The following is an 11,696-nucleotide window of genomic DNA, read 5'->3' as shown; positions in this document are numbered from 1 at the left end:
GATCCCCGCCTTCGGAAAAAGATCGCTTACAGGCATCATCGCAGATCCGATGATCCCAAAGGCATGCTCGATCCCGTGCTGCTGCAAAACCTTCACAAAGGCTTCCTCAGTGGTCATTTTCATCGGCGTCGCTCCTTATCTGCGCTCGTCGCGGAAGTGGTAGAATTTGTAGAGGCCCCATTGGCCAAGCCGCCGGAACGGCGTCTTCCAGCCCTCATGCGGCAATTCGCTGTTGAAGATCGGCAGGTCGGGCAGGGTTTCCCCCGCGACAAGCTGCGCCATGCGGCGCCCGGCCATCGCGGAATACATCACGCCGTTGCCGCCATAGCCAAGCGCGTAGAACGCGCCCGGCAGGTCGGGCAGGCCGGTGATCCGGGGCATCATGTCGTGGCTGACATCCACCCAGCCCCACCAGCTGTAATCCAGCTCGATCCCGCGCAGGGCGGGGAACTTGCGGGCCATTCCTTCGCGCAGCGCCTCCAGATGCGCCGGATTGGCGGCATCGCGGCCGGTGATCGCGGCACGAGAGCCGATCTGCAGCCGGTTGTCCGGCAGCAGGCGGTAATAGTGCCGCAGCGTCCGCGAATCGGTCAGCGGCGAGAGCTTCCGGATGCCCACGGCCTCCAGTTCGGCCGGCGTCAGCTGGCGGGTGACGACGCTGTTCGACATGATCGGCATCAGCCGGTCCTTCAGCCGCGGATGCAGGTCGCGCGGCGCATAGGCCGCCGTCGCCACCGCCACCCGCCGCGCGCGGACGGTGCCGCCCGGCGTGCGCAGGTGATGCACGCCGTCGCGATATTCCCAGCCCTGGACCGGGCTGTCGGGATGCACCTTCGCGCCCAGTTCGCGGGCCACCCGCAGATAGCCGAAGGCCAGCTTCGCGGCATGGATGCCGATGCCGTCCGCCTCCCACATGGCGCCATGCGCCTCCTGGTCGCGCACCACGGTCTCGTGCAACTCGTCGCGCGAGATCATGCGGGCATCGTAGCCGAAGGTGTCGCGCAGCAGCGCGGCCTCGGATTCCAGCGCGGGCAGGACCGACGCCTTGTGGGCGATGTAGTAATGCCCGCCATCCTGCGGATCGCAGTCGATCGCATGGTCGCGGATCAGGCCGCGGAACAGCTCGAACCCCTCGCAGACCTCGGCATGAAGCCGCCGCGCCACGTCGAGGCCCCAGCGCTGGATCCACTGGCTGCGCTTCAGCCGGCCGGAGCTGACCTGCGCCTGCCCGCCATTGCGGGTCGAGCAGCCATAGGCGACGCCGTTCGCCTCCAGCACCACGGGCTTGATGCCGTGCATCTTGGCCAGGTGGATGGCGCAGGAGAGGCCGGTATAGCCCGAGCCGATCACCACCACATCCGCGTCCATGTCGCCCGTCACCGGGCCGTCGTCGTCGGGTGCGGGACCGGCGGTGCCGATCCAGTAGGTCGGCGCATAATCGCTGCGCGGACCCAGCGCGGGCGCGGTCATCGGGTCGTAGAAGGGATCGAACGCGACCGAGCCGGCGCGTTTCCGGATTGCCTGCATGGCGGTCCTCACTTGGCCGAAGCGACCGGGGCCGAAGCAGCCGGGGCGGGGATCGCCGGGCGCTGCTTGCGGATCGCCTGTTTCTCGACGATCCGGCCGTCGCGGATGCGGAACAGGTCCACGCCCTCCACCTCGGTCCGGCTGCCGTCGGGATTGGTGGCGCGGAAGGTCCACTGGCTGACGCCGCGGCTGCCGTCCTCGGACAGGAAATGGCTGTGATCGGCCCATTCCACGTCCGGCATCGCGGTCCAGACGCCCTCGAAGGCCTTGGCGATGGCGTCCCTGCCCTCGATCCGGTTGCCGTATTCGTGGTCGCCCGCGACGGTGAAGAACACGCAATCCTCGGCGAAATGGGTCATCACGCCGTCGATGTCGTGGCGGTTGAAGGCGTCGAAGGTGGCCTTCAGGTCCTCGGCGGTCAGCTTGCGGGTCATGGAATTCTCCTTTGGTCAGTAGCCCAGCACCCGTGGCAACCACAGGGCGATCTGGGGGAAGCAGGCGATGATGAAGATCGAAAGGGTCGAGGCCAGGGCGAAGGGCAGCGCGCGCATGCTGAGCCGCTCGATCGAGGCCCCCGATATGCCCGAGGCGATGAACAGGTTTTCCCCCAGGGGCGGGGTCTGGAACCCGACCGACAGCGTGCAGATCATGACGATGCCGAAATGGATCGGGTCGATGCCGACCATGTAGGCCACCGGCAGCATCACCGGGACCAGGATCATGATCGCGGCCAGCGTCTCCATGAACATGCCGATGAACAGCAGCAGCCCGATGATCAGCAGCCAGATCAGATAGATGTTGGTCGTCAGGTTCAGCACGCTTTCGGCGATCACGTCGGGGATGCCGTTCTCGACCAGGATCCGGCCGAAGATCGTCGCCGAGAACAGCACCAGGAGCACGCGGCCCGACAGCCAGGTGGTGGCCTCCAGCGCCTTGACGATCTCGGCCAGGTCCAGCTCGCGATAGATCACCGCGCCGACGAACAGCGTGTAGAAGATGGCGATGATCGCGGCCTCGGTCGGGGTGAAGAAGCCGCCATAGATGCCGCCCAGGATGATCACCGGGGCCAGCAGCGCCCAGAAGCCCTGATAGCAGGCGCAGAAGAACTTGCGCGGCGACAACGGTTCCGCCGAGCCGCGGAAGCCCTGCATCCGGCAGCGGACATAGTTCATGATCAGCAGCCCGCCGGCCATCACCACGCCGGGCAGGAAGCCGGCGATGAACAGCTTCGAGATCGAGACCGACTGGAAGGTCCCATGCGCCTCGATCGCCTCGGGGGCGGGCATGATGCCCATGGCCGAGATGCCGAAGATGACCATCGGGATCGAGGGCGGGATGACGATGCCCAGCCCGCCCGCCGCCGCGGTGACGGAGCCCGCATATTCCTTGCTGTAGCCCGAGCGCACCATGGCCGGGATCATCAGCAGCCCGACCGCGGCCGTCGTCGCCGGACCCGAGCCGGAAATCGCGCCGAAGAACAGGCAGGCCAGCACCGCGGCGGCGGAAAGCCCGCCGGTGAACGGCCCCGCAAGGCTTTCGGCCACGTTGATCAGCCGGCGCGAGAGGCCCGCGGCCTCCATCAGCGCGCCCGCCAGAATGAACGACGGCAGCGCCATCAGCGGGAAGGTCCCGACCGAGGACCAGGCCATCTGCACCATCTTGATCGGGTTGTCGCCCAGATAGAGCATGGCGGCCAGCGCGGCGACGCCCAGGGCCACGGTGATCGGCGCGCCAAGCGCCATCAGCAGGATGAAGGCGCCGAACAGGACCTCTACGAGATAATCGTTCATTTCCTGTGCTCCCGCTCATAGGCGCGCTGTTCGTCGGCGGCCAGTTCAAGCATTTCCTCGACCTCGACCTTGTCCGGGTCCTGCGGGTCCATGCCCTTGACGAGTTTGAGATAATTCACCTGCAGGATGCGGATGGTCATCAGCGCGAAGGCGATGGGCAGCACCAGGTAGACATAGCGCATCTCCCATCCCAGGGTCTGGGCCTTCACGAAGGGCCGCAGCCGGCTGATGAAGATCGTGGCCTGCCAGATGAAGACGATGTTGAAGCCGATCCAGAACAGGTCGCCGATGGCCTCGATGATCCGGGCGGTCCGGCGCGGCATGGCCTTCAGGTGGAACAGCACCCGGTTATGCGCCGACATCCGCGCGGCATAGGAGGCGCCGAAATAGGCGAACCAGACGAACAGGATGACCGACAGTTCCTCGATCCAGGTGATCGAGAAGCCGAACAGCTGCCGGGCCACGATCTGCACGAACAGCAGCGTCACGAAGACCGCCAGCAACACGCGGCAGATATAGCTTTCCAGCTTGTCGAGATGGGTCCAGAGCGCAGACATGACTGGGGACTGACCTCCGCTTGAGGGTCACGGGATTGACGGACGGCGGCGGCGGGCGGCAGGACGCCCGGCCCGCCGCGGGGGCCGGCCTATTCGACCGGATCGCGACCCAGCGCGGCCAGCGCGCCGTTCAGCACCTCCTTGCCGCCGATCTGGTCATAGAATTTCGGCCAGACATTCGCGGTGGCCAGTTCGATGAATTCCTGTTCGTCATCCGCCGGCTGGGTGATCTCCATGCCGCGCTCGACCAGTTCCGCCCGGATCTTGTCCTCTTCCTCGCGCAGGAAGGCGGCCGAGGCCTGCGTCGCCTCCTGCCCGGCCTCCAGCACCTGCTGCTGCTCGTCTGGCGACAGGCTCTGGAACAGGCTTTCCGAGACGATCAGCGGCTCGATCGAGAAGATGTAGCGCAGGTCGGTGATGTGCTTCTGAACCTCGTCGAATTTCATCGCATAGATGGTCATGTAGGGGTTGTCCTGGCCGTCCACGACGCCCTGTTGCAGCGCCGCAAAGGTCTCGCCCCAGGCCATCGGGGTGGGGTTGATGCCCCAGGACTTGTAGCTTTCGATCATGATCTCGTTGCGCGGCACACGCACCACCAGCCCCTGCAGGTCGGCCACCGTGGCCACCGGGCGCTTGGAATTGGTCAGCACGCGAAAGCCGGAATAGCCCCAGCCGATGATGCGCACGCCGGCATCCTCGACGGTCTGGTCGATCATCTGCTGGCCGATCTCGCCCTGGGTCAGGGTCTCGGCATCCTCCTGGCTGAGGATGACATAGGGCAGGGTCAGCGTGCCGACGCTGGGGGAAAACGGCGTGATGTTGTTGATCGCCAGGATCGAGAAATCCAGCGTGCCGGTCGCGGCGGCGGTGACGGTGTCCTGCTCGTCGCCCAACTGGCCGTTCAGGAACAGCCGGCCGGTGATCGCGCCGCCGGATTTTTCCTCCAGCGCGGCGACGAAGGCCTTGCCAAGCGCCTCTTGCGTGCCGCCCGCGCCGTCGCCCACGGCGATGCGGTATTCGGTGGCGGCGGCGGGCAGGGCAAGCGCGCCCAAAGACAGCGCAAGCGCGGTGCCGCCGAGGATGCGGGTAAGGAATGACATGGGGAACCTCCGTGTTGTGTATCGCGCCGCATTGTTCGCGGTCGCCGGTGTGACAAGATGTTGCAGGTGACGCCGCGTCACGATAGGTCCAGTTGAAAGCAAAGTTAGGTCCAGATGAGCAGCCGCATCCCCGTCGAGATGATCTTCCTGCGCGATCAGGATGCGCCGACGCTGCAGGGCCGGCTGGCCGCGGCGATCGTGCGGGCGATCCTGGAAACCCGCGCCCGACCCGGCATGCGCCTGCCCTCCAGCCGCGGGCTGGCCAGCGCGCTTGGCCTGTCGCGGATGACCGTCACGCTGGTCTATCAAGAGCTTGTCAGCCAGGGCTATCTGGAAACCCGGTCCCGCTCGGGGATCATGGTGGCGGGCACGGTGCCGCATCGCCGGCTGCGGGTCCAGCAGCCGCAGCAGGGCGGCGCGACGCTGGACTGGGAAAGCTGGCTGGCCGATCACCGCCCGCCGCGACGGGTCATCCGCAAGCCGCCGGACTGGCGCGACTATCGCTATCCGTTCATCTACGGCCAGCCCGACCCGGATCTGTTCGACCACAATGCCTGGCGCGACTGCGCGCGCCGCGCCTGGGGCACGCGGGATTTCGCCGCGCTGGCGGCGGATCAATACGGCGCCGACGATCCGCTGCTGATCGATTTCATCTGCTCGAACACCTTGCCGCGCCGGGGCATCCATGCCCAGCCCGACGAGGTGCTGGTGACGATGGGGGCGCAGAACGCGCTGTTCCTGGCCATCGAGCTTCTGGCCCGCCGCGACCGGCTGGCCGTCACCGAGGAACCCGGCTATCCCGATTTCGCCGAGACCCTGCGCCGGGCGCAAAGCCCGACCACCTTCCTCCAGGTGGACGAGGGCGGCCTGAACCCGGCGCTGCTGCCCGAAGGCACCCGGCTGGTCATCGTCACCCCCAGCCACAACATCCCGACCGGCGCCACCATGCCGCTGCATCGCCGGCACGAGCTGCTGGCCCGCGCCGCCGCCCATGACTTCCTGATCGTCGAGGACGATTACGATTTCGAGATGTCCTATCTGGCGCCGCCCGCCCCGGCGCTGAAGTCGCTGGATCAGGCCGGGCGGGTGATCTATATCGGCAGCTTCTCGAAATCGCTGTTTCCGGGGCTGCGCATCGGCTACATGGTCGCCCCCGCGCCGCTGATCGCGCGGGCGCGCAGCCTGCGCGCGATCATGCTGCGCCATCCGCCGAACCACCTGCAGCGCATCACCGCCTATTTCCTGGCGCTGGGGCATTACGACGCGCATATCGTCCGGTTGCGCGGCACGCTGAAGCGGCGGCGCGAGCTGATGGAGGCCGCCCTGGCGCGCACCCCGCTCAGGATCGCCGGGGCGGCGCGGTCCGGCGGCTCCAGCATGTGGATCGAGGCCCCCTCGGGCATCGACAGCCGCCGCCTGGCCCTGCGCCTGCAAGCGGACGGCGTGCTGATCGAGCCGGGGGAAGTGTTCTTCGAGACCCCGCCCGACCCCTGCCCCTTCTTCCGCCTGGGCTATTCCTCGATCCGCGATGCCGAGATCGATCCGGGCATCGCGATCATCGCCCGCCGCGCGCTGGAATCGTAAGACCCGCGCCGGGCCTTGCCGCGACTGTCGCCATATTGACTTGCGAAGCGTCTAGAGGCTGAATTCTGGTTATCCAACAAGGAGTCTCTTCCATGAACAGAATCCATCGGCGCGGGCTTCTGAAAGGCGCCGCGGCCACGACCGGCCTGTCGCTGCTGGCCACGCCCTACCTGTCCCGCCGGGCAATGGCGCAGGGCGCGGGCACGGTGAACATCTTCGCCTGGGCCGGCTATCTGAACGACGAGATCCTGAACGCCTTCCGCGAGGCCACCGGGATCACCCCGAATTACACGCCCTATGGCACCAATGACGAATTGCTGAACCAGCTGCGCGCCAACAATGGCGGCGGCTTCGACCTGATCTGGCCGACCGTGGACCGGGTGCCGAACTATGTCGAGTTCGGGCTGGTCCAGGAGCTGGACGAATCGAAGATCGAGGTCGCCAAGGTCCTGCCGAGCGCCTGGGAGAACTCGACCAATCTGGGCGCGGTGGTCGAGGGCAAGCGCTATCAGGTGCCGACCGACTGGGGCACCGAGGCGGTGGCCTTCGACCGCGACCAGATGCCGCTGGAATATGGCAGCGCCTCCTATGGCGACATCTGGGGCGAGGCGGCCGAGGGGCTGGCCACCGTGCGCGCCCATTCCGCGCTGGTGGGCCTTGGCCTGTGGCTGGAGGCCGAGGGCCGGCTGCCGCGCCCGCTGCTGGACGCCTTCACCGATCCCGATGCGCAGGTCGAGATCTTCGACGCGATCCTGGCCGAGGCCGTCGCCCGCAAGGGCAACATCATCCAGTTCTGGAACAACGAGAACGAGGCGCAGGGCGCCTTCCGCGTCAACGGCGCCGCCATCGGCCAGACCTGGGATTCCACCGCCGCCGCGCTGTCGCGCGAGGGCCTGCCGGTTGGCTTCGTCGCGCCGAAGGAAGGCGCGCTGGCCTGGATGGAAGGGCTGGCGATCCCCTCGGGCGCCGAGAACCTGGACGAGGCCTATGCCTTCATCAACTGGTTCCTGACGCCCGAGGCCGGGGCGATGTATACCAACGCCACCTCGATCAACTCGACCGCCGTGGGTTCCGCCGAGCTGCTGTCGGACGAGGCCAAGGCCTTCTTCGCCGCCGCCTATCCGGGTGACGCGCTGGACAAGCTGTGGTGGTGGCCGATCCAGGAAAACTGGTACATCACCAAGCGCAACGAATATCAGGACCGCTTCCTGTCGGCCTGACATGAACAAAGGGGCGGGACACGCATCCCGCCCCGCACATCAGCAACGGGGGAACAATGTCGCATTCGGTGGAACTGTCCGGCATCGGCATGAGCTTCGGGACGACGCGCGCGGTCAGCGACGTGTCCTTCAAGGTCGAGGCCGGGGAATTCTTCTCGATCCTCGGGCCGTCGGGCTGCGGCAAGACCACGATCCTGCGGATGATCGCGGGCTTCATCCAGCCGACCGAGGGCCGGGTGCTGATCGGCGGGCGCGACATGAAGGGGTTGGGCCCGAACCAGCGCCCCACCGCGATGATCTTCCAGTCGCTGGCGCTGTTCCCGCTGATGCCGGTCTGGGAAAACATCGCCTTCGGGCTGGAGGCGCGCGGCATCAGCCGGGCCGAGCGCCGCCGCAAGGCCGACGAGCTTCTGAAGCTGATCGCGCTGGAGGGCTACGGCGAGCGGATGCCGGGCGAATTGTCGGGCGGCCAGCGCCAGCGCGTCGCCATCGCCCGCGCGCTGGCGGTGGAACCGGGCGTCCTGCTGCTGGACGAGCCGCTGTCGGCGCTGGACCTGAAGCTGCGCCAGCACATGCGGGCCGAGCTGCGGGCCCTGCAGCGGCGCACCGGCGTCACCTTCATCTACATCACCCACGACCAGTCCGAGGCGCTGGCCATGTCCGACCGCGTCGCGGTGATGAGCGCGGGCCTGCTGCAGCAGGTCGCCACCCCGCGCCAGCTCTACGACGACCCCGCCACCCCCTTCGTCGCCCGTTTCGTGGGCGAAACCAACGCCATCCCCGGCCGGATCACCGCCATCGACGGCGGCACCGCGACGCTGGAAACCGGGCTTGGCGCGCTACGCGGCCGCGCGGGTCCGGGCGCGCAGGTCGGCGGGCAGGCGACGCTCTATGTCCGCCCCGAGGCGCTGATCCCCGGCACGGACGACGCCAACAACCTGCCCGCCACCATCGACCGGGTGGATTTCGAGGGCGCCTTCGCGCTGGTCCATGGCCGCTTCGACGACGGCGCGGCGCTGGCCGCCTCGGTTCCCAGCACGCGGCTGGCCGACGCGCCCGAGCCGGGGGCGCGGGCCAGCTTCTCGTTCCAGCCCCGGCATGGCGTGGTGCTGGCCGATGCGTGAGCTGTTCCAGCGTTTCGGGGGCTGGCTGGCCTCGTTCTTCCTGATCCTGGTGGCGATCTGGCTGGTCGGCATGGTGCTGGCGCCGAACCTGATGACGCTGGACTATGCGCTGCGCCCGAACCTGCCCCCCGCCCGGATCGGCGGCCCCGAGGACAGCTATTCGCTGGCGAATTTCGCCTATCTGGCGAACGAGGCCGTCCACCGGACCATCTTCTTCAAGACCGTCTGGGCCAGCGCGCTGGTCACGCTGACCACCTTCGTCGTCTGCTATCCGATCGCCTTCTGGATGGCGCAGCGCGCCACCCGCGCGCAGCTCTCCATCGCGCTGATGGCGCTGATCGTGCCCTTCTTCGTCAACGAGGTGCTGCGCACGCTTGGCTGGTACATCATCCTGGCCTATCGCGGCCCGCTGAACGCGGTCCTTCTGGGCCTGGGCATCATCGAGCGGCCGGTGCGCTGGCAGGGCGACCTGGGCGTGCTGGCGGGGATGGTCTATGCCTATATCCTGTTCATGCTGCTGCCGATCTACAACGCCATCGAAAGCCTGGAAAAGGCGCAGATCGAAGCGGCGCGCGACCTGGGCGCGCCGGTCTGGCGGATCCACTGGCGGGTGGTGATCCCCCATGCCAAGGCGGGCATCGCCACCGGCTGCGTCTTCACCTTCATGCTGGCGGCGGGATCATATGTCGCGCCTGCCCTGCTGGGCTCTCCGGGCAGCCGCTGGTTCACCGAGATCATCTACAACTGGTTCTTCGAGGGCGGCGACTGGAACCGCGGCGCCGCCTATGCGCTGGTGCTGCTGGCACTGTGCCTGCTGGTGGTGCTGGTCACGCTGCGGATCTTCCGCGTCAACCTGGCGGATGTCGCGAAATGAGCGGGGCGGATCGCATCTTCCGGGCGCTGTTCGTCTTCTACCTGGCCGGCTTCGCCTTCTACCTGTTCGCGCCGCTGGTCATCATGAGCGCGGCATCCTTCAACGAAAGCCGCTTTCCGACGGTGATCCCCTGGCAGGGCACGACGCTGGACTGGTTCCGCGCCATGTGGGCCGACCGTGCCATGTGGGAGGCGCTGTGGACCTCGGCCGTGGTGGCCTTCTTCGTGGTGGTCATCTCGATCCCGGCCGGCACGGCGGCGGCGCTGGTGCTGACCACGCTGCACGCCCGTGCGCGCAGCTTCGCCTATGCGCTGATGGTCTCGCCGCTGCTGACGCCGGGGGTGGTGATCGGCATCGCCACGCTGATCCTGTGGCGGCAGGTGGGCGTCGGCGGCGGCCTGCTGCTGATCGTGATAGCGCAGGCCAGCTTCATCATCTGCTATGTCATGCTGATGGTCGTCGCGCGCCTGCAACGCTTCGACCGCACGCAAGAGGAAGCCGCGCTCGGCCTCGGCGCCTCGCGTTTCATGGTGTTCCGCCGGGTGCTGCTGCCGTTCCTGCGCCCGGCGCTGCTGGCCTCGGCGGGGCTGGCCGTGCTGCAATCCTTCGAGAACTACAACACCACCCTGTTCGTGCGCGGCTTCGAGACGCCGCTGACGGTGTTCATCGCCACCAAGGTGCGCACCGGGCTGACCCCGGCGGTGAACGCGCTGGCGCTGATCATGATCGCCGTCACCGTCATCGGCGCCGTCGCCTATGAACTGGCCCGCCGCCGCCGCCTTCGCGACAACCGGGCCGCCGACCTGCCGCACTGACCATGACGGCAGCCATCGGGCGGCGGCCATCGCTGGACAAGCCGCGGATCGGGCGCGATCCTTGCCGCCGCAACCCATCCGGACCGGAGCAGCGCCATGCGTCTCGATCGCCGAAACGACCTCGACCTGCGCCTTGTCGAGGCCTTCGCGGCGGTGATCGAACGCGGCACGACCCCGGCGGCGGCCGAACATCTGGGCCTGTCGCAATCGGCGGTCTGGAACGCGATCCGCAGCTTCGAGGCGCAGCTGGGGGTCAGCCTGTTCCGGCGCAGGGGCCGCCGGCTGGAGCCCACCGACGAAGGCCGGCTGGTCTATGAGGACATCCGGCCGCTGCTGGGCCTGCTGGGCCATCTTGCCGGCCGGCTGCAGGCGCTGAAGCACGGCCGGCGCGGCCAGCTGCGCATCGTCGCCACGCCGCCCATCGGGCACGCGATCCTGCCCCCCGCGCTGCAGCCGCTGCTGGGCGAACGGCAGGGGCTGGAGATCGGCGTCGCCGTCCACGAACCCGAACAGGTGCGGCGAGCGGTCGAACTGGGGCAGGCGGATCTGGGCCTTGCGATGGGCCCGGTCGACAATCCCGGCGTGCGCACGATCCGGCTGGGCGAGGCGGAACTGGTCTCGATCCTGCCGCGCGACCACCTGCTGACCATGCGCGCCGTGGTCGGGCCCTCGGACCTGGCGCGGCACCCGGTCATCGGCACCGGGCCGGTGCTGGCGACGCTGGTGGCCGGGGCCTTCGCCCAGCAGGGCATCCGCTACCGACCGCGGCTGGAGACCCAGCAGGCGCAGACCGCCTGCGCGATGGTCAATGCCGGGCTTGGGGTCTCGGTGGTCGATCCCTATACGGCGGCGCTGTCCGCCGGGCTGGGGATCGTGACGCGCAAATTCGCCCCGGTCACCCGGATCGCCGCCGTCGCGATGCTGCCCGAGGATGCCGAACCCGACGAAACCATGTCGGCGCTGCTGGAGAATCTGGCGCGGGTCGTGGCCGAGATGGGGCCGGTCGGCTGGGGATGACCGGAACATGAAATCTGCATAATGATTTATCGTCCCGAAAAATAATACATCGGCGGCGTTGCCCGATTGCCTGCCTTGCGGGCAGGAG

General features: G+C 67.8%; 12 protein-coding genes. 6 read left to right on the top strand and 6 right to left on the bottom strand.

Going from position 1 to position 11,696, the window contains the following annotated elements; all coding sequences use genetic code 11:
- From C9E82_RS04150 to C9E82_RS04125, 6 genes are all read right to left on the bottom strand, one after another.
- Positions 1 to 123, bottom strand: a 123-nt coding sequence (locus C9E82_RS04150) for a thiamine pyrophosphate-binding protein (protein WP_147393056.1), incomplete at its 3' end; no start/stop codon positions are given.
- Between the two features lie 12 nt (positions 124 to 135).
- Positions 136 to 1,527 carry an NAD(P)/FAD-dependent oxidoreductase gene (locus tag C9E82_RS04145; protein WP_119897518.1) on the bottom strand — a complete coding sequence of 464 codons (1,392 nt, stop codon included), beginning with the start codon at positions 1,525 to 1,527 and terminating at the stop codon, positions 136 to 138.
- Between the two features lie 8 nt (positions 1,528 to 1,535).
- The gene (locus tag C9E82_RS04140) at positions 1,536 to 1,961 is read right to left on the bottom strand and encodes a nuclear transport factor 2 family protein (protein WP_119897517.1); all 426 of its coding nucleotides are present in this window, start codon (positions 1,959 to 1,961) and stop codon (positions 1,536 to 1,538) included.
- Between the two features lie 15 nt (positions 1,962 to 1,976).
- A complete protein-coding gene (locus tag C9E82_RS04135; RefSeq protein WP_119897516.1) occupies positions 1,977 to 3,317 on the bottom strand; it encodes a TRAP transporter large permease in 1,341 nt (446 codons plus the stop codon).
- Complete coding sequence (locus C9E82_RS04130; protein ID WP_119897515.1) at positions 3,314 to 3,874, bottom strand: TRAP transporter small permease; 561 nt, start codon at positions 3,872 to 3,874, stop codon at positions 3,314 to 3,316. Before C9E82_RS04130 ends, C9E82_RS04135 begins: the two co-directional genes overlap by 4 nt.
- A gap of 89 nt (positions 3,875 to 3,963) precedes the next feature.
- Positions 3,964 to 4,974: a TRAP transporter substrate-binding protein gene (locus C9E82_RS04125; protein ID WP_119897514.1), complete on the bottom strand. Its 1,011-nt coding sequence runs from the start codon at positions 4,972 to 4,974 to the stop codon at positions 3,964 to 3,966.
- Between the two features lie 114 nt (positions 4,975 to 5,088).
- Here C9E82_RS04125 and pdxR point away from each other — a divergent pair, with 114 nt between their 5' ends.
- From pdxR to C9E82_RS04095, 6 genes are all read left to right on the top strand, one after another.
- The gene (gene pdxR / locus C9E82_RS04120) at positions 5,089 to 6,558 is read left to right on the top strand and encodes a MocR-like pyridoxine biosynthesis transcription factor PdxR (RefSeq protein ID WP_119897513.1); all 1,470 of its coding nucleotides are present in this window, start codon (positions 5,089 to 5,091) and stop codon (positions 6,556 to 6,558) included.
- Positions 6,559 to 6,650: 92 nt separating this feature from the next.
- Positions 6,651 to 7,778, top strand: a complete 1,128-nt coding sequence (locus tag C9E82_RS04115) for an extracellular solute-binding protein (protein WP_119897512.1) — start codon at positions 6,651 to 6,653, stop codon at positions 7,776 to 7,778.
- Between the two features lie 56 nt (positions 7,779 to 7,834).
- Positions 7,835 to 8,902 (top strand): ABC transporter ATP-binding protein, encoded by a 1,068-nt coding sequence (locus C9E82_RS04110; protein WP_119897511.1) that lies wholly within the window; start codon positions 7,835 to 7,837, stop codon positions 8,900 to 8,902.
- Complete coding sequence (locus C9E82_RS04105) at positions 8,895 to 9,776, top strand: ABC transporter permease (RefSeq protein WP_119897510.1); 882 nt, start codon at positions 8,895 to 8,897, stop codon at positions 9,774 to 9,776. The genes C9E82_RS04110 and C9E82_RS04105 overlap by 8 nt, the downstream gene beginning before the upstream one ends.
- A complete protein-coding gene (locus tag C9E82_RS04100) occupies positions 9,773 to 10,591 on the top strand; it encodes an ABC transporter permease (protein ID WP_119897509.1) in 819 nt (272 codons plus the stop codon). The genes C9E82_RS04105 and C9E82_RS04100 overlap by 4 nt, the downstream gene beginning before the upstream one ends.
- Before the next feature lie 96 nt (positions 10,592 to 10,687).
- Positions 10,688 to 11,608 carry a LysR family transcriptional regulator gene (locus tag C9E82_RS04095; RefSeq protein ID WP_119897508.1) on the top strand — a complete coding sequence of 307 codons (921 nt, stop codon included), beginning with the start codon at positions 10,688 to 10,690 and terminating at the stop codon, positions 11,606 to 11,608.
- Positions 11,609 to 11,696: the final 88 nt, after the last annotated feature.

The organism is Paracoccus sigandri (assembly GCF_003709565.1).
Taxonomy (GTDB): domain Bacteria; phylum Pseudomonadota; class Alphaproteobacteria; order Rhodobacterales; family Rhodobacteraceae; genus Paracoccus; species Paracoccus siganidrum.
Note: the sequence above shows the minus strand (reverse complement) of the source record. Positions and strands in the feature narration are given on the sequence as shown.

Excerpts from the sequence above, each read along its gene's own strand:
- C9E82_RS04130 (WP_119897515.1), bottom strand. The coding sequence starts at position 3,874 with ATGTCTGCGCTCTGGACCCATCTCGACAAGCTGGAAAGCTATATCTGC.
- pdxR (WP_119897513.1), top strand. The coding sequence starts at position 5,089 with ATGAGCAGCCGCATCCCCGTCGAGATGATCTTCCTGCGCGATCAGGAT.
- C9E82_RS04125 (WP_119897514.1), bottom strand. The coding sequence starts at position 4,974 with ATGTCATTCCTTACCCGCATCCTCGGCGGCACCGCGCTTGCGCTGTCT.
- C9E82_RS04110 (WP_119897511.1), top strand. The coding sequence starts at position 7,835 with ATGTCGCATTCGGTGGAACTGTCCGGCATCGGCATGAGCTTCGGGACG.
- C9E82_RS04100 (WP_119897509.1), top strand. The coding sequence starts at position 9,773 with ATGAGCGGGGCGGATCGCATCTTCCGGGCGCTGTTCGTCTTCTACCTG.
- C9E82_RS04135 (WP_119897516.1), bottom strand. The coding sequence starts at position 3,317 with ATGAACGATTATCTCGTAGAGGTCCTGTTCGGCGCCTTCATCCTGCTG.
- C9E82_RS04145 (WP_119897518.1), bottom strand. The coding sequence starts at position 1,527 with ATGCAGGCAATCCGGAAACGCGCCGGCTCGGTCGCGTTCGATCCCTTC.
- C9E82_RS04105 (WP_119897510.1), top strand. The coding sequence starts at position 8,895 with ATGCGTGAGCTGTTCCAGCGTTTCGGGGGCTGGCTGGCCTCGTTCTTC.
- C9E82_RS04115 (WP_119897512.1), top strand. The coding sequence starts at position 6,651 with ATGAACAGAATCCATCGGCGCGGGCTTCTGAAAGGCGCCGCGGCCACG.
- C9E82_RS04140 (WP_119897517.1), bottom strand. The coding sequence starts at position 1,961 with ATGACCCGCAAGCTGACCGCCGAGGACCTGAAGGCCACCTTCGACGCC.
- C9E82_RS04095 (WP_119897508.1), top strand. The coding sequence starts at position 10,688 with ATGCGTCTCGATCGCCGAAACGACCTCGACCTGCGCCTTGTCGAGGCC.